Here is a 22365-nt window from a genome sequence, read left to right on the forward strand (position 1 = left end):
CGTCCTACTTCACCCGCCCGGCCCCGGTGAGGTGGTCGCGCAGCACAGCGGCACCGGATTCCGCGAGCCAGTCGGCGAATGTTCGCAGGCCGGGGTGGATCACGCGCAGTGCCTCGATATCGGCGTGCCAGCGGTGACCGGCACGCCAACGTTTCCCGACCCCGGCGATTTCCGGACCGAGGGCGGCAGCCTCGTCGTCGGTGAGCTGTTCGTACCGCACGGTGACCCCGGTGGCCGCGCTGATCGCCGCCACCGCCGCGACCGGAGTCGGCTGATCACCGGCGAGTTCGAGGGTCCGGCCGGCGAAGCGGGACGGATCGGTGAACGCGAGCACGGCGAATTCGGCGATATCCTCGACCGCGATGACCTGCATCGGCTCGTCCGGCGGGAACAGGTGCCGATGCACCCCACCGGATATGCCGTCGATGCCGGCTACCGCCAATCCGAGATAGTTCGTCATGAAGCGGACCGGACGCAGCACGGTGACAACGGCGATGTGCTCGCGCAGGTACTGCTCGATCTCGGCTTTTCCGGCCCATCCCGGTGTGGGCGCCGAAGTCGTAGCGACCGTGCTGAACACGATCTGTTCGACTCCCGCGGCCGCGGCCGCATCGATCAGCGACCGGCCCCGCGCGGCTTCCAGTTCGGTATCGGCGCCGGGCGGCCCGAAGGCCACCGGCGGTACGCCGAACACAGCGGCGACACCGTCCAGCGCGGGAGCCAGACTGGCCGGATCGTCGAGATCCCCGTGCACGAGCCGGGCTCCGGCAGCCGCCAGTGCCACCGCCGCCGGGGCCGTCGTATCCCGGACCATGGCACGTACCGGTCGTCCGGCGGTGAGCAGGCGCCGCGCGGTGGCACCACCCTGCTGGCCGGTTGCGCCGGTGACGAGGACAGGTGCGGTGGTATCGATCGCGTTCTCGGTGGTCATGGTGTCCGTTTCGTGAGTGGTGGATACTGGCACGATCCGGAATCATCCGCCCGTTTCCGTTCCACGAACAAGGATTACGTGACATGACAGCTGCAGCCGTGCCCGCCGTCGTCCGCGCGGACGCCCGGCGCAACCGCGAACTCGTACTGCGCACCGCCGTAGAGGTATTCGCCGACGAGGGCCCGGAGGTGTCGATCGGCCGGATCGCCCAGCGCGCGGGGGTGGGTGCCGGGACGGTCTACCGCCACTTCCCCAGCAAGGAAGCACTGGTGGAGGCGGTGCTGGCCGAACACGTCGCGGGCCTGGCCCGCGCGGCGGATCGGTGGGCCGCGCGCGCCACCCCCGGTGACGCACTGTTCGGGTTCCTGTTCGAAGTAATCGAGAAATCGGCCGGCCGCAAACAGATATGCGATGTACTCACCGCGGATCGGAGTTGGCCGCACGCTGTCCTCGCCACCGCGGGGCAACAGTTCGGTGCGGCGCTGGAACGTCTGCTGCACAACGCGAAGCAGGCACGGGCCGTCGACCCCGATGTGCAGGTCGCCGATCTGACCGCGCTGACCGTAGGCGGCGCGGCGGTCTGGTCGGCGCACCGGAACCGGACCCGCGGCGCGCGGCTGGTCCGGCAGCTGCTCGACGGACTGCGGACCGCGCCGGTAACGGAAAGCGGGATGTTTCGTGACAATTCGCGGCGCCGCCGTCACGAAACCTCCGCCGTCGCACAGCTCTGCGCCGAATGCGGAACCCGGCTGCCCGCCCGCGGCACCGGCAGACCGGCCCGCTATTGCGGGCCGACCTGCCGGCAGCGCGCGCACCGGCGGCGCGCGGCCGGCTGACGGTCGCTTCGGGCGGCTGCCGCCGCCCCGCTGCCGCGCTAGGTGACGCCATGACCGAGACGCCGCATACTGATCGAGTAGATAGCCGCCGGTAGGCAGTCGCAGTGTTACCACAGCACCGCGTTCGCCTGCCGCGGTCACTCGACCCGGTAGTGAGGAAAGCCGATGTTCAACCGTGCGCGCGCGTGCGCGATCTTGACGAGCGCACTCGTCGGTTCCGCAGCAGTGGCCCTGGCTGCCGGACCCGCCTCTGCCAGCGATATCGACCGATTGACCTCGGTTGACAACGCCCTATATCTGGTCCGAAGTCCAGATCATGATGCGACGGTGTACTTCAGATCCCCGGATGGGCGAGCCTGCGCGATCTATCTCGAGGGGCTTTCGGGCTGCGATGCTGTGCCGATGGACGCTCCACCCGGTACGAACCAAGTCCGTGTCACCGGTGAGGTGCCCGCTCATTACTCGGCCTCCGTCACGGCCACCTTCACCTACTCTGGCGAAACGCATGTACTGCCGGAGGGGCACAAGGTCTCGTTGGGGTATGCCACGTGCGGGGTGGGTCTCCAGGGCACGGTCACCTGCGAGATCCTCGATCACGGGTTCACCATTGCCGCTACCTACGGTGTTCTGCACTGACGCTCGGTTCCCCGGATCGCGTCGCCGGCGGTCAGCGCTCGAGACAAGGTATCGGCGAGTACGCCGATCGACGGGCTGAGGGCGGCTGCCTCGTAGAACACGCTGTGGCGTAACACGCCCTGCGCGCCAATTCCATCCAACCCTCCGCCCGCACAATCCCGCCACCGATCATTTTGACCGCGTACTCGACATCGGCCGGATCGTCGACCGACCGATCCTCCTGACGAGTACAGATCTCCAGCTGGTTTCCCCGGATCTCCCAGTACATGACCCAAACCTGCTTGTCCGCATCTGCCCTGGTGAGGGCCACACAGCATCCAGACCCTTCTTCAAATCCGTGTTGATCTGGGGGAACTTCGAGGCATGGCTCCAATCACGCCAGGCGGATTCGAAGGCCAGGTCCACACCGATCTTGTCGAACGGCAACACAGCCCGGCCGCACCTGAGAAGCCCGAGCGCGGCTCCTTCCGAGACCGCATTGCGTTGCCGGGTAGAGGTAAGCGTGCTCATCGAACAACTCTCCATCTGTGTTGCCGGCTTCAGGGCGCGGGCCGGGGACATGCGCGGACTGTGGCCGCGGCGGGAATCCGCTGTCAGAGCCCTTCCATCGGTGGGGAGCTGCCGTGTTGACGGATACCCTTCGGCAACTTCACAACTCGTTCGAAAGGCGAGCAATGATCTCGAACAATGTCGTCAAAACCGTCGTCGCCTCGACGCTGCCGCTGATCGCCGCCACGGTCGTCGCCGGAGGCGCTTCCGCCGACGCCGGGCCGATGGCCGATGTGCAGGCCACGCCGATCGCCGGTATTCCGCTGGAGGAGCCTCAGGACGTCAAAACCAACCCAGGCGCCCAGTACCCCGATCCCGTGTTGAACGGCGCCGCTCTGGGCGCCGGTATCGGCTCGGCAGTCGGTTCGGCCACGGGTTCCGGTGGGCCGATCCTCGGTGGGCTGATCGGCGCCTTGGTCGGTGCGGTGAATCCCGACGTGGTCCCGCAGGTTCTTCCCTGAACTGACTAGTGTTCCGCGCCCGATATATCCAACGGATTTCAGGCGCGGAACACTAGCCGGCTTCGGTGGTGTCGTGATCTTCGTTCTTGGACGGCCACGGCGTACTCGCAAACCATCGGTCCCACAGATCGGTGACAATCGGGTTGTCCGCGGGTCTCAGGCCCTGCACCGCGCGACTCAGAGTTGCAGGCGTGGGGTCGTCGAAGGTCAACGCGGTCAGCAGCCGGGCACCGGCATCCGGTGCTTGCGCGAGAGCCGGCAGGACCTCTTCCAGGTCGTGGGCACAGACCGTTGCCGATTCGACGGCGTTGGCTCCTTTGAGCAGGTCATCGAAGATGTAGGTGTCGATCAACGGGATCGGTTCCAAGGTGACCGGCAAACCACGGACCGGACGGTCGTCGGGAATGTGAGCGAGCTCGGGCACTCGATCGCGGATTGCTACTGCGGTCACATCGATCTGGTCGCGGGCAGCTCTGATCCGTCCGGCGAGATCCGCCAGCGCCTCCTCATCGCCGATCCGTGCCCCAGCGGTGGACCGCATACTTTGGCTTCGACCACCAGCACCACATCGGGGAGCACGACGATGTGATCGACAGTCTTCTTCCTTGCCTTCTCGGGCCCATCGGTGATGTGCGGAAATACGACCGCACCGGCAGGGCCGAGCAGCGCAAGGTGGCGCCCAACGAGCTTTTCGAAGGAAGCACCCAGCGCGGCGCAAACCAACGGCAGGTTCGAACGATTCCACCGCACCCTCGCCGACGGCTGGGCCTACGCCCGGTTCTACGAATCCACCGAACACCGCAACACAGCCCTACCCGGCTGACTGCACTTCTCCAATCACCACCGAGCCCACTCCGCCCTCGGCGGCCGGCCACCGGTCACCCGACCGACCAACCTCCCTGGACATCACACCTTGGGACTCACTCCGGCCACCGTGAGCCGGAAGAGCCGGTCCGCCTCCGCGGCGGGGTCGGGGAAATGTTCGGTGGCCAGCGCTATTCCGACGATGAGCGTGATGAGATCACCGGCGGTGGTATCCGCGGCGACCGTCCCGTCCCGGGCAGCACGGCGGACCAGCGGCTCGACCGCTTCCCGCATGATCGCCGCGCAGGTGTTCTCGTGCACCGGATCCGCGGCGCCGTCGTAGGACAGCGCGGCCGCCAAGCCGCGGGCGGCAACGCAGTAGTCGACGAGGTCGCTGAGCCACTCCAGGAGCGCGCCGCGGCTGTCGGCCGCGTCGACGAGCTCGTGAGCGCGGCCGCGCAATGCTTCGATCCGCTCGCGGGAGACCGCTTCGAGTAGTGCATGGCGGGTGGGAAAGTGCCTGCGCACGGTCGCCGAACCGACTCCGGCGGTGCGGGCGATCTGCTCCAGGGACGCGCCGGCTCCGTTCGCGGCGACCTCGGCCTCGGCCACGGCCAGGATCCGGGTGTAGTTGCGCTGTGCGTCGGCACGCCGACGGTCCGGCATGGCGTCCTCATCTCCGATATTGCTAAGTGGCGGGGTCCGCCGTATTCTAGCCGAACATAAGTGGCGGGCCCCGCCATTTAGTGTCGAGCCGAGGAGCACCATGTCCACAGATTCCGCACCCGTCCTGGTCACCGGCGCCACCGGCCGGCAGGGCGGCGCTACCGTACGCGCCCTGCGTGCGGTCGGCGTGCCGGTCCGCGCGCTCGTCCGCGACCCGTCCACCGCACCTGCCGCGGCCGTCGCGGCCCTCGGGGCCGAACTGGCCGTCGGCGACCTGCGCGATCGCGATTCGGTGATCCGGGCCGCGCAGGGGGCCCGATCGGTCTTCTCCGTACAGATGCCCGCACTCACCGCGGCGGGTTTCGATTTCGTCGGCGAGATCGTCCAGGCCACCAACCTCGTGGAAGGCGCCGCGGCCGCCGGTGTCGAACAGTTCGTCCATTCCTCGGTCACCGGCGCCGGGCAGCACACCGAAACCCCCGGCTGGGCGGAGGGACGATGGCCGGCGGTCGCACCTTCACTGGACGCCAAAGCCGCGATCCAGGACCGCGTCCGCGCCGCGGGGTTCCCGCGCTGGACGATTCTGAAGCCGGGTTTCTTCATGGAGAATTTCCTGCCCTCCATGGCATTTCTGTTCCCACGCGGTATCGACGGCGGACTGGTGACCGTATTGAAGCCCGCGACCCGGCTGTCCCTGGTGGCGGCCGAGGATATCGGCCGGGCCGCCGCCGCGGCGATCGCCGACCCCGACCGATTCGACCGGGTGGAACTGGAACTGGCCGGTGCGCATCTGTCGATGACCGAGATCGCCGAGGTGCTGTCGCGCATACTGGACCGGCCACTGGCAGCACCCGAAATGACCGAGGAGCAGGCGCTCGCCGCGGGCATGCCGCCGATGGGCGCTTCGCACGAGTACCTGAACGCGGCAGGACAACCCGGTCGCCCGGAATACGCCCGGGCGCTGGGTATTCCACTCACCGGTTTCACGGAGTGGGCCCGGGAGCGGATGCACGCCGACGCCTGACCGGAACGGCCCGGCTGCACGCTCGCGGCACGGCCGGTCCGGAGATCGGCACCCGCCGACCGACTCCCGCCGTGCAGGGATCCATATTCCGCAGGCCCGCAACAGCGTGCTGTCTTCGATCGTCACGGCGTTTCGGTTCTCTCGATGGAGCTGTCCGGAACAATCGCGATTCAGCGGATAGGTGAGGTGTCACGAATTCCCTGTCCACATCCTCGGATCAGCGGCTCCCCGCGGTGCCACCGCCGAACCGGTAGCCACTCGATCTCGAGAGTTGTACGAGCGCGGATGAATTGAACGAGCCACGAGAGGACGGACCTGCGGTGTCCAGGATTCGCCCCGGCCACCTACCGCCGGGGCCCCTCCGGCCGGTCGACATCGACCGCGCACGAAACCGTGACCCGATCCCTTGGGTCGGGATCCGCGTTCACCACCTCGCCCCGAGCTTCGGTTCGGGAGAGGCCATCGAGATCAGCGTGACGCGCGAGGGGCTCGGCGCCTGATCCGGCCGAGGGCGACCGAGCCGGGTTCGCCACCGGTATGGCTGTGGCGGCGGGTTGCCACGAAGGTTCCCCTGGACCGATCGAATTCCGTTCGCTGACAGTCTTTTACCCGACGGCATTCGTCAACGGCACTCCGCCGCCGCCCCCGCCGATCGCCGTTGCTCGCCCGGCCCGCCTGCACAGTTCACAGAATCGGGATATCGGGCGGCAGCTGCAGGGCGACCGTGATCAGCGAATGGATGCGGGCGCTGATCACCAGCAGCAGGCCGTGGATCTCGGCCGGCGCCGTCTCGGCCGCGGTGTGCAGGAGTTTGAGGTCGTCGTCGATACTCTCGAGTACCCGGCCGATATCGCCGGGTCCGGCGGTGAGCGCGGTGGCGATCTCCTCCAGGGGCAGCCCCTGCGCCTCCAGCCGGCGGATCAGCTGGACGCGGCCGATATCGGCCACGTCATAGAGCCGATAGTTACCGCTGGTCCGCTCCACGGGGGTGAGCAGGCCGAGACCGGTGTAATAGTCGATCGTGCGCGCGCTGACCGCGGCGCGGGCGGCGAACTCGCCGATTCGGAGCAGGGACGCGGGCACGGTTCACCTCCTTCTGCCACCCACAACCATACAGTGGCGCGTGCTAGTGTCGGATACATGTCCGCACGCGGGACTCGGCAAACACACCGCACCACCGGCACGGGAGGGCCGGCGGGCCGGATCGCCTGCGCGTGCTGATCCGCTTCGGCCGGAACACGATTCGGGCAACATTCACGCACGCATAGTGTGTCCGGCCGGTTCGCGAGTACCGTCGGGCGATACGGCCTGTGTCGCCGCGGGTCGGCCGATGAGCGCAACCGGACAATCGATGAACCCTCGAGAATCAGGAGAACCCGGAATGAGTGTCAGTCTCGCCAAGGGCGGCAATGTGTCGTTGTCCAAGCAGGCACCGAACCTGACCGCGGTGTCGGTGGGCCTGGGATGGGACGTGCGATCGACGACGGGCTCGGATTTCGATCTGGACGCCAGTGCCATCGCGACCGGTCCGGAACAGAAAGTGGTTTCCGACCAGCATTTCGTGTTCTACAACAACCTGCGCTCCCCCGAAGGCAGCATCGAACACACCGGCGACAACCTCACCGGCGAAGGTGAGGGCGACGACGAGGTGATCAATGTCGACCTCGCGGCCACACCGCCGACGATCACCAATATCTTCTTTCCCGTCTCGATCCACGACGCCGACGCGCGGCAGCAGTCGTTCGGCCAGATCCGCAACGCGTTCATCCGGGTGGTGGACCGGGCGAACGGCACCGAATTGGCCCGCTACGACCTGAGCGAGGATGCCTCGACCGAGACCGCGATGGTGTTCGGCGAGTTGTACCGCAACGGCGCGGAATGGAAATTCCGCGCCATCGGGCAGGGGTACGCCTCCGGCCTCGCCGGGATCGCCCGGGACTACGGCGTGAACGTCTGACCCGACCGAAACGGGCCGACGGCAATCGACTACACGAGGAAGCCCGGACCGTCGGGGCCGCCGTCCGCGACCGGCGGCCCCGAGGCCGGGCCCACCGAGCAACCCCGACCGAAACCGAGCGCCGGGTCGACTTCGTCGAAAGCGGTGGGCGCCGGGGTGTGCTGCGGGTGAACCTTACTGCCCGGCACCGGAGTCGGAGTACCGACCGCCACCAGGCTGCAGCCCGCGGTCCTGGTACCCGAATCGCTGCCGCTTCCCGAACTGGTCGACCGCCTCGGTGCCGAACACGAGGAGATGGCGCTCGTCGTCGACGAATACGGCGGCTTCGCCGACATCGTCACCATCGAGGATATCGCCGAGGACCGGTCGGTGAGATCGCCGACGAGCACGACGCCGGTGTCGCCGCGGATATCGTCGCGCTCGACGAGCGCTGTCACGGCAACCTCATCAGCGCACTGGAGCGGGAACAGCTCACCGTCGCCGATATCGTCCGCCCCGATTCCCGGCCCGGGGCTGTCGACCCGGATGCCGGACCGGCAGCGATCCAGGCAATCTCACGCGAGACCGGGCATCTGCGCCTGCTGGTCCGCGACGGTGAGCGGATCGACGGCGTCCTGCACGTACGCGACAGCCTGCAGAGCGAACCGGACACCACCGCGCGCGGGCTCCTGCGCCCGGTACTGATCCTGGACACCACGACGAAGGTGTACGAAGCATTGCGCACGATGCGGGAAACCCGCAATCACCTCGCGCTGGTCAGCGCCCCGGGCGCGGGAACACCGGTCGGACCGATCACCATCACCGATGTTCTCCAGCGCCTCCTGCCCGCCACCGGCCGGACGGAGACCGCTCCCGACCGATGACCGCGCCCGGACCGATATCCGCCCGCACATGCGCCGGGCGGATGCCGGCCATATGCCACGAGCACCGAAACAGCAACGGCCGCAACCACACGACACCGAACGACATCTCACATCTAGCCGAGATGTGAGACGGTGACAACCGCATCCCGGCGGGGGCCAGTGCCCTGCCGGGGATGCGGACGCTATCTAGAAGGAGCACGATGAGCACCGGCAACTACGACCCCCACTTCGCGACGGCAACCGGAATCACACCCGGCGGTCTCGGCAAACGTGCCGCGGCCCGATTCGTCGATTGGATCGTCGCGGCGATCGTCGGCGGGATCTTCTTCTGGTTGCTGAGCAAATCCGCCCATACGCCCGGCTGGGTATCGATTCTGCCCGGTGCCGGTTTCGCTTTCCTGTACTTCGTCGGCTTCGAGGTGACCACCGGGTCGACACCCGGCAAGAAATTGCTCGGCCTGCACGTGAACGGCGCCGGAGGGGCGGCGAAACCCGATATCAAGGAATCGGCCCTGCGCAACGCCTACATGTTGCTCAACCTGGTGCCCTGCATCGGTGGCGTGCTCTGGTTCTTCGCTGCACTCGCCATCGCGGTCACTGTCGCTTCGAGTCCGACCAAACAGGGTTGGCACGACCGGGTCGCGGAGGGAACCCAGGTGGTCGAAGTCCCGTAGCCGCACCGTCCAGAACCCTCTCGAAGGGATGCAGCCGCCCGCTCTCCAGCTCGATATCACTTTCCAGGGCGGTGTATCCGGCGGCGTCGCAGAGCGCCACCACCTCGGGCCGGCGCGGACCCGTCGTGGGGTAGATACGACGGTCTCGAAGAGTCAGTGCATCACCGCTGTTCAGATGTTCTCGGCCGGCTGCGGGTAACCACGGATCCGGTGGGACCGGTGGTTGAGTTCGCAGGCGATGGCATCGAGGTCGGAAAGGTCACGCTACGGCGTTGTCGCTGTTAGCGGCAGTATCCGCGATCGTGGTCCGTGGCTCGTGATCGTCACCTCGGCGTCGGGCCGGACCGGGCGGGTTCCCCGGACGCTGCGAGCATGGACACCGCCAAGGCGTTGTCGGTGCCCGAGGGGATGGCCTGCAGCACGATCACCGTGCCGTCGGTGCCGCACATGTACATGGCGCCGAACAGTTCGAACGGATACGGGTCCAGTCGGATGGTGCCGTCGTTGATCCGGTGCCGATCGGTCGCCGACCAGGCGCGCGGGTCGTAGACGATGCGCCCTATCTGCCCGGTCAGCGCCCGTAGTGCAGGGATCAGATCGCGCAGTTCGGTAGCGAGGTTGCTCGATCGTGGCCACCAGGCCGCATCGATGTAGCCACTCGCCTCGGAGTCCGGGCGCAGACGTAACCGTGGAGTATGAGCGGGTGTGCTGTCGACCGGTGCCGGAGCGGGCGCATTCGGTGGTTGTGGCGTCATCGGACGCTCCTGTCCCGACCCGGGTAATGCCGGATCGGATGAACTCGGGGACGGCGCAACCTCTGCTGGTCAGCGCGCATGTTGCCACCGAATACTGTCGAGCCTACACGCAGGTGCGGCCCGCGCGGCCCGACGGCAGCAGGAGATCCGGTCGGGCCATCGCGCGCACCCGGGCTCACTCTCGGGGCTGGGTGCTGCCGATGTGCCCGGAGCAGCCACGAGAACCCCACGGCGAAGGGTCTCGGTCCCGCATCGAGGCGTTCGTGGAGTCGGTAGCGGCTCCGTGCGGCGCTGAGGGTGTCTCGAAGCGGCCAGTAGAGCCGACACCTCCGATCACTCGGCCGCGAACCGCCATCTCCACGAGTCACGGCAACCGCCGAGTGTTCATAAAGACGATTACTGGACGATAGTTCACCGAATCCCGCCACGGCCGGGTCGGGCCGGGGCGGGGCGATCGAGTCGAACCGGTTCAGATTCGGGTCATGGCCGAGGTGTAGCCGCCCCCGCCGGGGTAGATCCATTCGCCGGTGACGGTGGTGTCGTCGGCGTCGAAGACGCCGCGGTAGTAAGCGGGGCTGTCCTTGGCGCCGGCCCAGATGGTGAGCGTGTCACCGATCAGTTCGTAGACATAGTCCAAGGTATTGCCGACCGAGTCGTAGTACCGCGAGGCCACATCGGGCCCGGTCGGCTCGCCGAACGGGCGCAGGTTCCCGATCACTTCCATACCGGCGACGGGTTCGCCGTACTGCACGAGGTCGACATGCTGGAGCAGGAAGAACCGGCCCGGCATCCATTCGTAGCGCACAGTTCCCGCCGCTCCTCCGCTGACCTTCCACGTGCCGACGAGGCGGTCCAATGCCTGCAGTTCGGGGGTGGGCTGCTGCTGAGTTTCGATCATTTCGTCCTCCTGTGTGGGTTGTGCGCTGCTACCTCGGAGCAGGCCCACGGATTTCGACATCCTCGACTGTGTCCTGAATCACTTTCTTCGGTGTCGAAACCTGCCCGCCGGCTCCGAGGTAGCAGCGACCGCCCTTCAACCGAGGAAGGAAATCCCGATGACCTCCACAGCCACCACCCCGACTGCCCTTTCCACTACCGCCCGTGCCCGGAGCCGGGTCTCGGAGGGCTTGTTCCTCGCCGGTGCTGCCGCCGGCCCGCTGTTCTTCCTTTCCGCGATCACCCAGATGTTCACTCGTGCGGGTTTCGACATCACCCGGCATCCGATCAGCCAGCTCGCGACCGGCGATCTCGGTTGGATCCAGATCCTCACCTTCATCACCGCAGGGATGGGGGCGCTGGCCCTGGCCGCCGGGATCGGCCGCACACTCACCGAAGGAACCGGGCGGCGCGCATTACCGATCCTGGTGGGGACTTTCGGAATCGGGCTGGTCGCGGCGGGTGTTTTCACCATGGACCCGGAGAACGGCTTCCCGGCCGGCACTCCCGACGAGCCGGTGGCGCAGATGTCCTGGCACAGCGTCGCGCATTCGGCCGCGGCCGCGGTAGCCTTCACCGCGCTCGCGATCGCGGCGCTGGTGCTGAGTGTGCGGTGCGCGCGCCGGCGCGCGGTGCTGCCCGCCGTGGCGAACGCGGTGACCGGGCTGGTCCTGCTGGTGCCGATGTCACCGGAGTACATGAGCGTCCAGATCGCGATCAACGGCGCGGTCGCCTTCACCTGGACCACCGTGGTAGCGCTGTCCCGGCGGCGCCACGTCGCCTGAGCAGAGCACGCCTGCACACCGGTTACCGTGACCACGAACCCACGATCTCGGGAGACTTCCGTGAAATATCTACTGCTCGGCTACACCCCGGCCGCCGCGTGGGACGCCGCGAGCGCCGACACACCCTCGGAGGAGGCGCTGGCGGCGTTTGCCACATACCAGCAGCTGGAAAAAGAACTGATCGCCTCCGGCGAGCTGGTCGCCACCGAAGGATTGGGGCACCCGGCCGTGAGCACCACCGTCTGCAAGACCGCCGATGGTGTGATCGCCACCGACGGGCCGTTCGCGGAGCTGAAGGAGGTCCTGGCCAGCTTCGCCGTGATCGACGTCGCCGGACACGAACGGGCCGTGGCGATCACCGCACGCATCGTCGAAGCGCTCGGTGAACCGATCGAGATCCGCCCGATCATGGGCGCGGACTTCAGCGCGTGACCCGTGAGATCGAGGACCTGTTGCGCGACGAGGCGCCGCAGGTCCTCGGTGCGCTGGTCCGCCGCTTCGGCCGCTTCGATATCGCCGAGGACGCCGTGCAGGAAGCGTTGCTGACCGCCGCGCGCACGTGGCCGGTCGAAGGCGTCCCGGACAACCCGCGCAGCCGGCTCATCCGCATCGCCTATCGGCGAATGGTCGACCTGCTGCGTTCCGACCGGGCGCGGCACCGCCGTGAGTCGGAGACGGGTATCGCCGAGCTGGCCATGGCCGAGACCGCCCGCGCCACGCAGGCCGTCGACACCGACGACAGTCTCACTCTGCTCCTGATGTGCTGTCACCCCGCGCTCGGTCACACCGCCCAGGTAGCGCTCACTTTACGTGCGGTGGGTGGTCTGAGCACTGCCGAGATCGCCCACGCCTACGGCACGACCGGAGCCACCATGGGCACCCGGATCAGCCGCGCCAAACAACAACTCACCCAGGCCGGCGCCCGCTTCACTCTCCCCACCGGCACCGACCGGGAGAGCCGGATGGCCGCAGTTCTACAGGTGTTGTACCTCGTCTTCAACGAGGGCTACACCGCCACCAGCGGAACCGATCTCACCCGTGTCGATCTCACCGACGAGGCCATCCGGCTGACCAGAATGCTGCACACCGCCCTCCCCGACGACGCGGAGGTGACCGGACTGCTCGCACTGATGCTGCTCACCGAATCCCGTCGCAGCGCACGCACTGTCGCCGGCGAGCTGATACCTCTGGCCCAGCAGGACACCGCCGCATGGAATCGCGAAATGATCGAGGAGGGAACGACACTCATCGACAGCGTCTGGAACCGCGGCCCGGCCGGCCCCTACCAGCTCCAAGCCGCCATCGCTGCGGTCCACGCCGCCGCCGAACCCGGCCACACCGACTGGCCCCAGATCGCCGTGCTCTATCTGTGGCTCGAACGCCTCACCCCCACACCACCGGTCCGACTCGCCCGCGTAGTCGCCGTCGCCCACGCTCACGGGCCCGCCCGCGCCCTGGCGCTGCTCGACGACCTCAACCGACACCACCATCTCGACAGCAACCCCCTCACCCGGCAACGCGAACGCGCCGTCCGCGCTCACCTCCTACAACAAACCGGCGACCACACCACGGCCGCCGAACTCTTCCGCCGCGCCGCCGAACTCACCGCGAACGAGGTCGAACAACGCTACCTCCGGCACAAGGCCGATCGACTCGACTGACCGAGACCCCGGCGACTTCCACACCCCCGCAGCACACTCACCTGGTCTCGAGATCTCGAAGCGGGGCCCCGGCACGGGAAATCCCCGGCCGCCCCGACGCGTGTCGCCCCGCCGGCCCGGCGCGGCGGACTCCTATCCTGTCCTCGGCGGCGCGACCTACTCCCCGACATCGCCGTCGTGTCGGTCGAAGAAGCGGTGAACAGCGGACGATCAGGCGATACGGCACGAAAGGCGGAGATATGGCGACGTCCCCGGCGACCTATATCGTGGTGGGTATCGATGGTTCGGAGACCGCGTCGGCGGCCGCCCGTTGGGCGACGGTGTTCGCCCGGAAACTGGGCCTGCCGCTGCACCTGGTGCACTCCGCGCCCGCGCCGGGCCCGATGCCCGATATCGCACTCGACCCCGCCGAACTCGCCGAGATGCATCGCGCGTACCGCGCCGAACTGCTCTCCGCGGCAGCGACGGCGCTGCGCGAATACGCCCCCGGTGTCGAGTTGACCACGATCGCCGCAACCGAGGCCCCGGCAGCGGGGATCCTCGCGGCGGCGGAACACGCCGCCATGATCGTGCTGGGCGCGACCGGCGCCGGATCAGTGGAGCGCTGGCTCCTGGGCTCGACCGCGCTGCGCGTGGCCGGCAGCGCCCGCTGCCCGGTCGCCGTCTGGCGGGGCGACCCGGCACACACCGACCCCGACGACCGGCCGATCGTGGTGGGTGCCGACGGGAGTCCGCTCTCCGCCGCGGCGACCCGGCTCGCCTTCGAATGGGCGCGGCTGCTGGGAGCTCCGGTCCGGGCGGTGCGGACGTGGTCGGACGGTACCGCGGTCGGCGATTCCGTCCCCACGGCGCTGGCGCTGATGGGACCGACGGCGATGGTGGTCGACTGGGAGGCGATCGCACGCTCGGAGTCGGCGACTCTGTCGAAGATCGTCGCGCCGTATCGGAAGGATTTCCCCGAGGTGGCGGTCGAGGAACGCTCTCGCCGCGGTTCGGCGGCCCGGGAATTGCTGCGCGCATCGGACGGCGCACAACTGGTGATCGTGGGCAGTAAGGGCTGGGGCCGGATCCGTGGCGCGTTGATGGGATCCACCAGTCAGAATCTGCTCCATCGCGCCGATCGCCCGGTCGTCGTCTACCGCGACCCCGACGCCTGATCACCGTTCGCCGGGATCGGCACCGGGCGGATATCCGCGGAGGGCTCGGTGCCGGATGTGCGGGAGCGGCGGCACGATCAGGCGCGGTCACGGCGGTGATTCGCCCCACCGACCTCCCCGTGGCCTTTTCGAACCATCGATGCCGACACGAGATCGGCTGCGGCGGAGAACGGTTCACCGAGAGACCGGCGGCGACAGACGCATCCGGCGGCCGAGTGCGGGGCCTCGGTCTCCTACGCGCGAGGCGTTCTTGCCGTCGGTGAAATGAGGTACCGAATGCGAAAAACCAGCTATGCCAGCGCTTTCGAAACGATCTACGACATACCGCAGAGCTGATCACTGCGGCTGGACCGTCGCCTCGTCGTGCGCGAGCTGCGCACCCGCGAGTACACCGCCTGGTCGGACGAGGAGATCCAGCGCGCCGAAAGAGTCTGTCACAGTTACGACTGCGGCGGCATCATGTGCCGCAGTGGGTTCATACCCGCCGATGTCGTCGCGGATTCGTGGGGCGATTCGCCGCGGACGTGCTGGAACCCTTGTTCGGGAAGTACCGCGAAGACCGCAACGCACCCGAGCTGTGGGACGACTTCGAATGGCTCGCCCGCCCGGCGATCGAGATCAAGCGACCCGTGAACACCTGACCGCCGGGGGTTTCCGGCGGCCGGGTGCGGGTACTCCGAAATCGTGTCCACGCATCACGGTATGACGACCGCGCCGAGCAGCGGCGACGGCTCGTCGGCCCATCGATGCCCGGTGTCACGCGGGGTGACGGATTGATCGGCCCAGGCAGCCAGCAACAGCGCGACCTTGGTGTGCATGATGGTGCGCAGACGGTCGAACGAGTTCTGGGGAGTGTCGTCCACCTCGCCGAGCAGCAGCCACCACGCCCAGGCCACCGCCCCTGCGTTCGCGACGAAATCCGGCAGTACCGGCACACCCCGTGCGGCGAGCATCGCCTCGGCCTCCGGTGTGGTGGCGGCGTTCGCGGCCTCGACGATGACCCGGGCCCGGACATCGAACGAATTGTCGGGCGTGATCGCGTAGGAGATCGCCGCCGGTACCAGAATGTCCACCTCGGCCGACAGGATCGCCGCACGCGGCAGCTGCTCGATACCGGCGGGCAACCGGGAGCGATCGATCTCGCCGTAACCGTCGCGCAGATCCAGCAGGGCGGGAATATCGAGACCCTCGGCGCAGTGCAGGGTCCCGGCGGCATCGGCCACGGTGGTGACCTTCATTCCGGCCTCGTGCAGGTAGTACGCGGCCGACCCGCCCATCGTCCCGACACCCTGGATGGCGACGGTCGTCGCGGCGGGCACCTGGCCCCACCAGACCGCGGCCGCCAGGCAGGCATGGGCCACCCCGTAACCGCCGATCACATCACCGAGCAGGAATCCGCCCTCGACCGCGGCGTTGAGCCCGCGGCGGACGCGTTCCAGGGTGGCGGCCGGGTCGTCGGCGCGCCGGATCGCGGCGTGATAGCTCTGGCCCAGGCCGAGCTTCTCGAAAACCTCGTCGATCAGATGCTGCGGCACCCCGAGATCCTCGGCGGTCACCCAGTGCGAGTCGATCCAGGGGCGCATAGCCTCGCAGAACCGCTCCAGCACCTCGACGGCACGGGGATCCTTGGGGTCGAAATCGATCCCGCCCTTCGCGCCACCGATCGGCAGGTCGAAGGTCGCGGTCTTGTTGGCCATACCGCGAGCCAGATCCTCGACCTCGGTCACCGTGCATCCGGACCGCATCCGGGTGCCGCCGGTGGCCAGGCCGCCGCGCAGCGTGTGCACGACGAGATAGCCGACCGCGCCTGTGATCGGGTCCGTCCACTGCAGGCGCATATACGGCTCGGAACGACGGACCGCGGGGGTGAGGGCCACTGCCGCCGGTGCGGCCGGAACAGCCGGTACGGCCGGAACAGTCTGCGCGGTAACCTGTGCGGCGCTCCCGGCCGGTTCCTGCATCATCGTCATGGCGAACCACCTCCTCTTCGTGTTCGTGCCGGACACACCATCACCCACGGAGAAACGCCGGGTCGCGTGATCCCCTGCTCGGACCACGTCGTCCCCGGCCGATGGCTCGATTCCGGTCCAACCAGCCTGCATTCGTACCCGACCACACGTCTATTAACGGTTCGTTGACGGCGGTGTTCAGCGTTGCTGCACAACGCTCGGGCGCGCAGGCACCGAGCGCCTAGGCTCGTTGACATGGACTTGTCGCTGGCCAGGCTCCGAATGTTGCGTGAGCTGCATCGACGCGGCACGGTGACCGCGGCCGCGACGGCACTGCACTACACCGCCTCGGCGGTCTCCCAGCAGCTGGCGCAGTTGGAACGTGATGTCGGCACCCGGCTGTTCGAGCGGCGGGGGCGCCGATTGCAGCTCACCGATCTCGGCGTGTTGCTGGCCGAACACGCCGAGGAGATCCTCGCCTCGGTCGAGCGCGCGACCCAGGCGCTCGAGGACGCCGGCGAAACGGTGACCGCCAAACTCACCGCGGGTGTCTGGGCCTCGGTCGCGTCCGGTCTGCTGCCCGACGCGCTCACCGCACTCGCGCGCACCCATCCCGGTATCTCGGTACGCACGCGGGAACTGGCGCCGGAGTCGACTGCCGCGGCGGTCCGTGACGGCGCACTCGACTTCTCTTTCGTTCTCGACTACTCGAACTATCCGATGACCTGGGACAGCGGTCTGGAGCGCGCGGTCATCGCGGTGGAGCGGATCTATGCGGCGGTGCCGCCCGGCGCGGTGCCGTCGGCCAGCGTGACACTGGCCGAACTGGCCGACCATCCCTGGATCCTCGCGCCCGCACGGTCGCATTTCGGGCATGCCACCCGGCTGGCGTTCCAATCGGTCGGCATCGCGCCGCGGATCGACCACGAGGTGGAGGAACAGGCGACCGCGATGGCGATGGTGGCGTCCGGTCTCGGTGTCACCCTCGTCTCCGATCTGGGCCTGGCGTTACGACCGCCTGGGGTCGATATCGTCGCACTCGGTGATGTGCTGACCCGGACCGTCTCGCTGGCCTACCGCACCAATACCGCGCGGCGAGCGGCGTTGCTGCTGGTGGTGGACGCGATCCGGACTACTGCCGCGGAGAAGGGCCTGGGCGCCGACGCCGCGCCCGCCGAGACGGAAACCGTTGTACCGCACGCCGAAACATTCGACCCGGCCGCCAAGGGCCCGCGCCTCGTCTGATCGCCGGCACTGCGAAGTCCCGCACCGACGCGCCCACCGCGTTCGGGCACGTCCGGCGTGGTCGCGGAGTACGCTCGCACGCGTCGGCGTGGCGGTGACTACTGGAGGTCGGCGATGGAAGTTCTCCTCGGAATCGGGACACGCAAGGGTTTGTTCCTGGCCCGCAGCAGCGACGGCCGGGCGAGCTGGGAAGTGAGCACACCGCTGTTCGCCGTCGCCGATGTAAAAGCGCTGGCGATCGATACCCGGCGGTCGCGCCCACGAGTACTGGCCGGGGCGCTGGACAGCCATTTCGGCCCGACCATGGTCACCAGCGATGATCTCGGCCGGACCTGGAGTGAACCGGACGACGCCCCGCTGGCCTTTCCCGCCGATACCGAGGCGGCACTACAGGGCGTCTGGCAGATCGCGCCCGCGACCGCGGCCGAACCCGATGTGGTATACGCGGGTGCCGAACCCTCGGCCCTGTTCCGCTCCGCCGACGGCGGGAAGACATTCGAACTGGTCAGAGGATTGTGGGAGCATCCGCACCGGACACAATGGATGCCGGGTGGCGGCGGGCTCGCGCTGCACACGGTGATCCCGCACCCGGCCGATACCCGGCGGATCGCCGTCGCCATATCCACCGGCGGTGTCTATCAGACCGCCGACGGCGGGGTGTCCTGGAAGCCGACGAACAAGGGTGTGACCGCCGATTTCATGCCCGGGGAACTGCCCGAGTGGGGGCAGTGCGTGCACAAGGTCGCGATGGACGCGGGTACGCCGAGCACGCTGTACCTGCAGAACCACGGTGGCGTGTTCCGCACCACCGACGACGGCGCGAGCTGGCATTCCATCGACGGGGGGCTGCCACCGTCCAACTTCGGCTTCCCCATCGTCGCGCACCCGCGGCGCCCCGGCGTGATCTACACCTTCCCACTGGTCGCGGATATGGAGCGGTTCCGCTTCCCACCGGCGGCCGAATGCGCTGTGTATCGCAGCACCGACGCCGGGCAGACCTGGTCCGCACAGACCGACGGTCTCCCGCGGGTGCCGTTCTGGGCGGCGGTCATGCGCGATGCCATGTGCTCCGACGACGCCGACCCGACCGGGATCTACTTCGGCACCCGCAACGGTGAGGTCTACTGCAGCGCCGACGAGGGTGAGCACTGGCAGCTGGTCGCCGACAAATTGCCGGATGTGCTGTGCGTCCGCGCCCGGGTCGTCGGATAAACCCGTGGCCCGCGTGCGCTTGCCGTCCGCGCTGCGGACCTATGCCGCCGGGGAGCGCGAACTCGCGATCGACGGCGCGACCCTGCGTGAGGTACTCGATGCCCTCCGCGAACTGTCTCCCGCGCTCGAACGCCGCCTCCGCGACGAGAGCGGCGCATTACGCCGCTACGTGAACTTCTACGTCGACGGCGACGAATGCCGGACGTTGCGCGGGCCGGACACCCCGCTCGCCGCCGATACGGAGATCATGATCATTCCATCGGTCGCCGGCGGATGATGCGGTCGGGGGCGGCATTCCCGCGCTGTCACCCACCGGCTCGCCCGTCCGGCGCGCCGTCCGCCGCCGCACGGAGCTTGCGGAATTCGGCTGCCAGCGCATCCAGGGTGTAATGGGCGTTGAGTCCGCTCGGGTTCGGCAGGACCCACACCTCGGTGGCACCCAGCGGATCGGGCCGGCGCCCGACGGCGGTGCGCGGCCGGGCGAACGCGGTCCGGTAGGCGCCCAGACCGAGGACCGCGAGGATTCGCGGCCGATACCGGGCCACCCGTTCGGTGAGGGCATGCCCGCCGTCCCGGAGTTCCGCCGCGGTCAGCTCGTCCGCTCGGGCCGTCGCGCGGGCGACCACATTCGTGATCCCCAGCCCCAGTCCCGGCAGCTCGTCCTGTTCGTCGGGCCGGAACAGCCTCGGTGTGAACCCCGATCGGAACAGCGCGGGCCAGAAACGATTCCCGGGCCGGGCGAAATGATGTCCGGTGGCCCCGGACCACAGCCCCGGGTTGATCCCGCAGAACAGCACACGCAGATCCGGTGCCAGCACATCGGGAATGGTCTGCCCGGCCGCGGCCGCCAGATCCGCGGGGGTGGGCCGGTACGCGGCGGATCCTGCCATCTGCCCAGTCTGCCAGCGACCCGGCGGCCGTACTCTCGGCGGCCCGTGGCGGAACCGCGCTGAACAGAGCGGCCCGACGCTCGACGGGTCGTGGTGCTATCGGTACCCGCGCCGGAGCAGATAGGCGGCGCCGGCCGCGAAACCCTCGGCGCTGAGCAGTTCGAAACCGAAAGCATCGGCAAGGCGATCGGTGGTGTCGAAAGCGGCGCATACGGCGAGCGCGTCCTCGATCCGGCGCGGCACGACTCCGGCGGACAGCACGGCCCGCATATCGGTGGCGTCCACCGTCCCGTTGCGGACCAGGGTGCCGAGCATCCGCAGCGTCGCCCGGAGTCCGGGTTCGAGCGGTGCCGAGTCGAGGTCGGTCAGCGCCGCGCGCACCCTCGCCTCGTCCCGGTACGCACGGCTCGCGGTGGCGGTATGCGCGCCGATACAGAAGGCCGATCCGTTCACCTGGGAGACGAAGGCGGCCATCAACTCCCGGTCGGCGACCGACCAGGCCGAAGGGCCGCGCATCGCCTCATGCGTGAATTCCTTCGCCGCGGCGCCGTAGAAAGCAGGACGATAGAAGACCAGTTTCGCGGCATCGGGCGGCGGGTGCCCGGAGAACAGCCGGATGATCGCGAAGAGCAGTTTCGTGGGCGCCCGGTAACCGTGGTCGAGGATATCGAGCCGCATCACCGGGCTCCACGGTCATCGGTCGCCGCGGCGAGAGCGGCGAGACCGGCGTCGTACAGCCGGGCCGATCGGCCGACCGCGGCACATATCACCAGTTCGAAGAGCTGGTCCTCGCTGAATCCCGCTGTCTCCGCCGCGGCGAAGTCCGCATCGGTGATCTCCCCGGGCCGGTTGACGACCTTGTCTGTCAACAGCTCCACGACCGGCGGTAGTCCGGCGCCGCTGAAAGCCCGGGCCCGCAAGGCCGGCGTAGCCGTGCCGTCGCCGCGCAGGACACTGTCCACCAGCGCGCGATGCGCCGCTCGCTTCGCGTCCCTGTCCGACACCGCGCTCTCCTTCCGGTCCGGCTCGGCTCATATAGAACCACGTCGCGGGAACCGCCGTCGCGATACGCGCCGCGCCGGCCGATGTCGCGTGCCGTCCCTGGACGGCCGGTGAACGGGCCCGGAACGAAGTCGGCGTGACCGGCGAGTACGGCCGGTTTCACAGCGCCAGCCGGGAGAACTCCGCGAGCGCGGCGTCGATGGGATGGGGTTGCGGCCGGCCCGCCGCGTCGAGCCGGTTCCAGCGCTGCCTGTTCACCGCGATCGTCAGCTGCCGCCCACCGTCGGCCCGGGTCATCGACAGCGCGCCCCCACCCCATACCGAACCGTCGTGACCCCAATAGGTACCGCTCCCGGGCACCTCCCACCGGTGCAATCCCAGGCCGTAGTCGATCGTCTTGCCTTCGAAGGAGATCACCGGGACCGTGCGCTGCATCTGCGCCAGCGACGCGGGCTCGACGATCTCACCGGCGAGCAGCAGACCGAAGAAACGGCCGAGGTCGGCGACCGTCGATATCAGCGAGGCCGCCGGTCCCACCCAGGACATGTCGTAGACGCTGTAATCGCGCGGCGGGTCGATCATGCCGAACCACGATTCGTAATGGCGCGAATGCGGGCCGTCGATGGACGGGCCCACCGGCAACTCGGTGTCCCGTAGTCCGGCACGTTCGATGACATCACGGGTGATGCACTTCTCCGCTGTGGTACCGCTGGTCAACTCCAGGAGCCGGCACAGGAGCAGGTAATTGGTGTTGGAGTAGATGCCCGGGGACGCGCCGGGGGCACCGACGGCAGGTGCGGCCACACCCATCCCGATCAGTTCGACCGGGTCGAACCGGGTGAATCTGTTGTCGTCCAGGCTGTCGGGCGCAGTCTCGGCGATGACCGGAAAGCGCATCAGGGACCGATAGGCGTAGGGGAGATATTCGGCCAGCCCGCTGGTGTGATTGATCAACATCCGGACCGTGATCTCGGCACCGCGTGCACCGGGAACCAACGTCGGCAGATAATGGCCGACCGGCCTATCGAGGTCGAGCTGCCCCGCTTCCACCTGCTGCAATACCGCGGCGGCGGTGAAGGTTTTGGTGATGCTGCCGACGCGGTGCCGCATATCGGCCGTGACGGGACGACCCGTCTCCGTATCGGCGACCCCGGCCGCGCCACGCCACACCTCGTCCCCGTCTCGTACCTCGGCGAATACGCCCGGCACCCCCGCGCGGTGGATGTTGTCCAGAGCGGTGTGCAACTGCGCGGGATCGAACGGGTTCGGCATGACGGGTGTCCTCTCGAGTGGCTGTGCGGCGGCCCGGGCCGAGGCGTCGGTCTCGGCCCGGGCCACCACTGTCCATCGACCGGTCCCGTCCGGTATTGGA

At 68.3% G+C, this 22365-nt stretch carries 28 protein-coding genes and 2 pseudogenes; 17 read left to right on the plus strand and 13 right to left on the minus strand.

Annotated elements, in window-relative coordinates; all coding sequences use genetic code 11:
• Positions 1–4: 4 nt before the first annotated feature.
• On the minus strand, positions 5–964 hold the full coding sequence (locus ACWCPQ_RS03155) for an NmrA family NAD(P)-binding protein (protein ID WP_449894064.1): 960 nt from the start codon (positions 962–964) through the stop codon (positions 5–7).
• Positions 965–1014: 50 nt separating this feature from the next.
• On the opposite strand from ACWCPQ_RS03155, the gene ACWCPQ_RS03160 reads away from it, so the two are divergent.
• The 3 genes from ACWCPQ_RS03160 to ACWCPQ_RS03170 all read left to right on the plus strand — a co-directional run bounded on the left by ACWCPQ_RS03160 (position 1015) and on the right by ACWCPQ_RS03170 (position 3413).
• Positions 1015–1767 (plus strand): TetR/AcrR family transcriptional regulator, encoded by a 753-nt coding sequence (locus ACWCPQ_RS03160; protein WP_449894067.1) that lies wholly within the window; start codon positions 1015–1017, stop codon positions 1765–1767.
• Positions 1768–2169: 402 nt separating this feature from the next.
• The gene (locus tag ACWCPQ_RS03165) at positions 2170–2403 is read left to right on the plus strand and encodes a hypothetical protein (RefSeq protein ID WP_449894069.1); all 234 of its coding nucleotides are present in this window, start codon (positions 2170–2172) and stop codon (positions 2401–2403) included.
• Between the two features lie 674 nt (positions 2404–3077).
• The gene (locus tag ACWCPQ_RS03170) at positions 3078–3413 is read left to right on the plus strand and encodes a hypothetical protein (RefSeq protein WP_063000782.1); all 336 of its coding nucleotides are present in this window, start codon (positions 3078–3080) and stop codon (positions 3411–3413) included.
• 52 nt (positions 3414–3465) lie between these two features.
• On the opposite strand, the gene ACWCPQ_RS03175 is transcribed toward ACWCPQ_RS03170, so the two are convergent.
• Positions 3466–3954, minus strand: coding sequence for a hypothetical protein (locus ACWCPQ_RS03175; protein WP_449894431.1), 489 nt, complete (start codon positions 3952–3954; stop codon positions 3466–3468).
• Entirely contained in the window at positions 3861–4163 is a 303-nt protein-coding gene (locus ACWCPQ_RS03180; RefSeq protein WP_449894072.1) for an NERD domain-containing protein, read from the minus strand. The genes ACWCPQ_RS03175 and ACWCPQ_RS03180 overlap by 94 nt, the downstream gene beginning before the upstream one ends.
• Here ACWCPQ_RS03180 and ACWCPQ_RS03185 point away from each other — a divergent pair.
• Positions 4117–4326, plus strand: a pseudogene (locus ACWCPQ_RS03185) (integrase core domain-containing protein); the annotation flags it as partial. The gene ACWCPQ_RS03180 and the pseudogene ACWCPQ_RS03185 sit on opposite strands and share 47 nt — an antisense overlap.
• On the opposite strand, the gene ACWCPQ_RS03190 reads toward ACWCPQ_RS03185, so the two are convergent.
• A complete protein-coding gene (locus ACWCPQ_RS03190) occupies positions 4320–4985 on the minus strand; it encodes a TetR/AcrR family transcriptional regulator (protein ID WP_449894416.1) in 666 nt (221 codons plus the stop codon). The pseudogene ACWCPQ_RS03185 and the gene ACWCPQ_RS03190 overlap by 7 nt on opposite strands.
• Here ACWCPQ_RS03190 and ACWCPQ_RS03195 point away from each other — a divergent pair.
• Positions 4984–5907 (plus strand): NmrA family NAD(P)-binding protein, encoded by a 924-nt coding sequence (locus tag ACWCPQ_RS03195; protein WP_449894074.1) that lies wholly within the window; start codon positions 4984–4986, stop codon positions 5905–5907. The genes ACWCPQ_RS03190 and ACWCPQ_RS03195 overlap by 2 nt on opposite strands.
• 684 nt (positions 5908–6591) lie before the next feature.
• Here ACWCPQ_RS03195 and ACWCPQ_RS03200 read toward each other — a convergent pair.
• Positions 6592–6990 (minus strand): helix-turn-helix domain-containing protein, encoded by a 399-nt coding sequence (locus tag ACWCPQ_RS03200; RefSeq protein ID WP_449894076.1) that lies wholly within the window; start codon positions 6988–6990, stop codon positions 6592–6594.
• 298 nt (positions 6991–7288) lie between these two features.
• Here ACWCPQ_RS03200 and ACWCPQ_RS03205 point away from each other — a divergent pair, with 298 nt between their 5' ends.
• The gene (locus tag ACWCPQ_RS03205; RefSeq protein WP_449894078.1) at positions 7289–7864 is read left to right on the plus strand and encodes a TerD family protein; all 576 of its coding nucleotides are present in this window, start codon (positions 7289–7291) and stop codon (positions 7862–7864) included.
• Between the two features lie 201 nt (positions 7865–8065).
• Positions 8066–8256 (plus strand): annotated as a pseudogene (locus ACWCPQ_RS03210) (hypothetical protein); the annotation flags it as partial.
• A gap of 162 nt (positions 8257–8418) precedes the next feature.
• Here ACWCPQ_RS03210 and ACWCPQ_RS03215 read toward each other — a convergent pair.
• Positions 8419–8610: a hypothetical protein gene (locus ACWCPQ_RS03215; protein ID WP_449894432.1), complete on the minus strand. Its 192-nt coding sequence runs from the start codon at positions 8608–8610 to the stop codon at positions 8419–8421.
• Here ACWCPQ_RS03215 and ACWCPQ_RS03220 point away from each other — a divergent pair.
• Positions 8590–8727, plus strand: a complete 138-nt coding sequence (locus ACWCPQ_RS03220) for a hypothetical protein (RefSeq protein ID WP_449894418.1) — start codon at positions 8590–8592, stop codon at positions 8725–8727. The two genes, ACWCPQ_RS03215 and ACWCPQ_RS03220, sit on opposite strands and share 21 nt — an antisense overlap.
• Positions 8728–8927: 200 nt before the next feature.
• The gene (locus ACWCPQ_RS03225; protein ID WP_449894080.1) at positions 8928–9401 is read left to right on the plus strand and encodes an RDD family protein; all 474 of its coding nucleotides are present in this window, start codon (positions 8928–8930) and stop codon (positions 9399–9401) included.
• 323 nt (positions 9402–9724) lie between these two features.
• Here the strand turns inward: ACWCPQ_RS03225 and ACWCPQ_RS03230 are convergent, their stop codons facing one another.
• Together ACWCPQ_RS03230 and ACWCPQ_RS03235 are read right to left on the minus strand one after the other, a co-directional pair.
• Positions 9725–10156, minus strand: a complete 432-nt coding sequence (locus ACWCPQ_RS03230; RefSeq protein ID WP_449894081.1) for a DUF5994 family protein — start codon at positions 10154–10156, stop codon at positions 9725–9727.
• Between the two features lie 469 nt (positions 10157–10625).
• Positions 10626–11054: a hypothetical protein gene (locus ACWCPQ_RS03235; RefSeq protein WP_449894083.1), complete on the minus strand. Its 429-nt coding sequence runs from the start codon at positions 11052–11054 to the stop codon at positions 10626–10628.
• Positions 11055–11211: 157 nt separating this feature from the next.
• On the opposite strand from ACWCPQ_RS03235, the gene ACWCPQ_RS03240 reads away from it, so the two are divergent.
• The 5 genes from ACWCPQ_RS03240 (at position 11212) to ACWCPQ_RS03260 (ending at position 15336) form a co-directional block, all read left to right on the plus strand.
• Entirely contained in the window at positions 11212–11877 is a 666-nt protein-coding gene (locus tag ACWCPQ_RS03240; protein WP_449894086.1) for a DUF998 domain-containing protein, read from the plus strand.
• A 60-nt stretch (positions 11878–11937) separates the two neighbouring features.
• Complete coding sequence (locus ACWCPQ_RS03245; RefSeq protein ID WP_449894088.1) at positions 11938–12309, plus strand: YciI family protein; 372 nt, start codon at positions 11938–11940, stop codon at positions 12307–12309.
• The gene (locus ACWCPQ_RS03250; RefSeq protein WP_449894091.1) at positions 12306–13538 is read left to right on the plus strand and encodes an RNA polymerase sigma factor; all 1233 of its coding nucleotides are present in this window, start codon (positions 12306–12308) and stop codon (positions 13536–13538) included. The genes ACWCPQ_RS03245 and ACWCPQ_RS03250 overlap by 4 nt, the downstream gene beginning before the upstream one ends.
• 239 nt (positions 13539–13777) lie before the next feature.
• Positions 13778–14695, plus strand: a complete 918-nt coding sequence (locus ACWCPQ_RS03255) for a universal stress protein (RefSeq protein WP_449894093.1) — start codon at positions 13778–13780, stop codon at positions 14693–14695.
• 503 nt (positions 14696–15198) lie between these two features.
• The gene (locus ACWCPQ_RS03260) at positions 15199–15336 is read left to right on the plus strand and encodes a hypothetical protein (RefSeq protein ID WP_449894095.1); all 138 of its coding nucleotides are present in this window, start codon (positions 15199–15201) and stop codon (positions 15334–15336) included.
• Positions 15337–15390: 54 nt separating this feature from the next.
• On the opposite strand, the gene ACWCPQ_RS03265 is transcribed toward ACWCPQ_RS03260, so the two are convergent.
• Positions 15391–16533, minus strand: a complete 1143-nt coding sequence (locus ACWCPQ_RS03265; protein ID WP_449894420.1) for a Glu/Leu/Phe/Val dehydrogenase dimerization domain-containing protein — start codon at positions 16531–16533, stop codon at positions 15391–15393.
• A 366-nt stretch (positions 16534–16899) separates the two neighbouring features.
• Here ACWCPQ_RS03265 and ACWCPQ_RS03270 point away from each other — a divergent pair, with 366 nt between their 5' ends.
• From ACWCPQ_RS03270 to ACWCPQ_RS03280, 3 genes are all read left to right on the plus strand, one after another.
• Complete coding sequence (locus tag ACWCPQ_RS03270; RefSeq protein ID WP_449894098.1) at positions 16900–17889, plus strand: LysR substrate-binding domain-containing protein; 990 nt, start codon at positions 16900–16902, stop codon at positions 17887–17889.
• Positions 17890–18003: 114 nt separating this feature from the next.
• On the plus strand, positions 18004–19101 hold the full coding sequence (locus ACWCPQ_RS03275; RefSeq protein WP_449894099.1) for a WD40/YVTN/BNR-like repeat-containing protein: 1098 nt from the start codon (positions 18004–18006) through the stop codon (positions 19099–19101).
• Positions 19102–19105: 4 nt separating this feature from the next.
• Positions 19106–19378, plus strand: coding sequence for a MoaD/ThiS family protein (locus tag ACWCPQ_RS03280; RefSeq protein ID WP_449894101.1), 273 nt, complete (start codon positions 19106–19108; stop codon positions 19376–19378).
• A 28-nt stretch (positions 19379–19406) separates the two neighbouring features.
• Here the strand turns inward: ACWCPQ_RS03280 and mug are convergent, their stop codons facing one another.
• The 4 genes from mug to ACWCPQ_RS03300 form a co-directional block, all read right to left on the minus strand.
• Positions 19407–19991 (minus strand): G/U mismatch-specific DNA glycosylase, encoded by a 585-nt coding sequence (gene mug / locus ACWCPQ_RS03285; RefSeq protein ID WP_449894103.1) that lies wholly within the window; start codon positions 19989–19991, stop codon positions 19407–19409.
• A 96-nt stretch (positions 19992–20087) separates the two neighbouring features.
• Positions 20088–20669, minus strand: coding sequence for a carboxymuconolactone decarboxylase family protein (locus ACWCPQ_RS03290; protein ID WP_449894106.1), 582 nt, complete (start codon positions 20667–20669; stop codon positions 20088–20090).
• A complete protein-coding gene (locus tag ACWCPQ_RS03295) occupies positions 20669–20995 on the minus strand; it encodes a hypothetical protein (RefSeq protein ID WP_449894107.1) in 327 nt (108 codons plus the stop codon). Before ACWCPQ_RS03295 ends, ACWCPQ_RS03290 begins: the two co-directional genes overlap by 1 nt.
• 157 nt (positions 20996–21152) lie before the next feature.
• Positions 21153–22265, minus strand: a complete 1113-nt coding sequence (locus ACWCPQ_RS03300; protein WP_449894109.1) for a serine hydrolase domain-containing protein — start codon at positions 22263–22265, stop codon at positions 21153–21155.
• Positions 22266–22365 lie beyond the last annotated feature (100 nt).

The sequence above is a fragment of the Nocardia sp. NPDC001965 genome (assembly GCF_053594175.1).

Excerpts from the sequence above, each read along its gene's own strand:
- ACWCPQ_RS03190 (WP_449894416.1), bottom strand. The coding sequence starts at position 4,985 with ATGGTGCTCCTCGGCTCGACACTAAATGGCGGGGCCCGCCACTTATGT.
- ACWCPQ_RS03205 (WP_449894078.1), top strand. The coding sequence starts at position 7,289 with ATGAGTGTCAGTCTCGCCAAGGGCGGCAATGTGTCGTTGTCCAAGCAG.
- ACWCPQ_RS03225 (WP_449894080.1), top strand. The coding sequence starts at position 8,928 with ATGAGCACCGGCAACTACGACCCCCACTTCGCGACGGCAACCGGAATC.
- ACWCPQ_RS03170 (WP_063000782.1), top strand. The coding sequence starts at position 3,078 with ATGATCTCGAACAATGTCGTCAAAACCGTCGTCGCCTCGACGCTGCCG.
- ACWCPQ_RS03220 (WP_449894418.1), top strand. The coding sequence starts at position 8,590 with ATGCGGGAAACCCGCAATCACCTCGCGCTGGTCAGCGCCCCGGGCGCG.
- ACWCPQ_RS03275 (WP_449894099.1), top strand. The coding sequence starts at position 18,004 with ATGGAAGTTCTCCTCGGAATCGGGACACGCAAGGGTTTGTTCCTGGCC.
- ACWCPQ_RS03175 (WP_449894431.1), bottom strand. The coding sequence starts at position 3,954 with ATGCGGTCCACCGCTGGGGCACGGATCGGCGATGAGGAGGCGCTGGCG.
- ACWCPQ_RS03230 (WP_449894081.1), bottom strand. The coding sequence starts at position 10,156 with ATGACGCCACAACCACCGAATGCGCCCGCTCCGGCACCGGTCGACAGC.
- ACWCPQ_RS03240 (WP_449894086.1), top strand. The coding sequence starts at position 11,212 with ATGACCTCCACAGCCACCACCCCGACTGCCCTTTCCACTACCGCCCGT.
- ACWCPQ_RS03290 (WP_449894106.1), bottom strand. The coding sequence starts at position 20,669 with ATGCGGCTCGATATCCTCGACCACGGTTACCGGGCGCCCACGAAACTG.
- mug (WP_449894103.1), bottom strand. The coding sequence starts at position 19,991 with ATGGCAGGATCCGCCGCGTACCGGCCCACCCCCGCGGATCTGGCGGCC.
- ACWCPQ_RS03300 (WP_449894109.1), bottom strand. The coding sequence starts at position 22,265 with ATGCCGAACCCGTTCGATCCCGCGCAGTTGCACACCGCTCTGGACAAC.
- ACWCPQ_RS03165 (WP_449894069.1), top strand. The coding sequence starts at position 2,170 with ATGGACGCTCCACCCGGTACGAACCAAGTCCGTGTCACCGGTGAGGTG.
- ACWCPQ_RS03160 (WP_449894067.1), top strand. The coding sequence starts at position 1,015 with ATGACAGCTGCAGCCGTGCCCGCCGTCGTCCGCGCGGACGCCCGGCGC.
- ACWCPQ_RS03235 (WP_449894083.1), bottom strand. The coding sequence starts at position 11,054 with ATGATCGAAACTCAGCAGCAGCCCACCCCCGAACTGCAGGCATTGGAC.
- ACWCPQ_RS03270 (WP_449894098.1), top strand. The coding sequence starts at position 16,900 with ATGGACTTGTCGCTGGCCAGGCTCCGAATGTTGCGTGAGCTGCATCGA.
- ACWCPQ_RS03265 (WP_449894420.1), bottom strand. The coding sequence starts at position 16,533 with ATGCGCCTGCAGTGGACGGACCCGATCACAGGCGCGGTCGGCTATCTC.
- ACWCPQ_RS03195 (WP_449894074.1), top strand. The coding sequence starts at position 4,984 with ATGTCCACAGATTCCGCACCCGTCCTGGTCACCGGCGCCACCGGCCGG.
- ACWCPQ_RS03255 (WP_449894093.1), top strand. The coding sequence starts at position 13,778 with ATGGCGACGTCCCCGGCGACCTATATCGTGGTGGGTATCGATGGTTCG.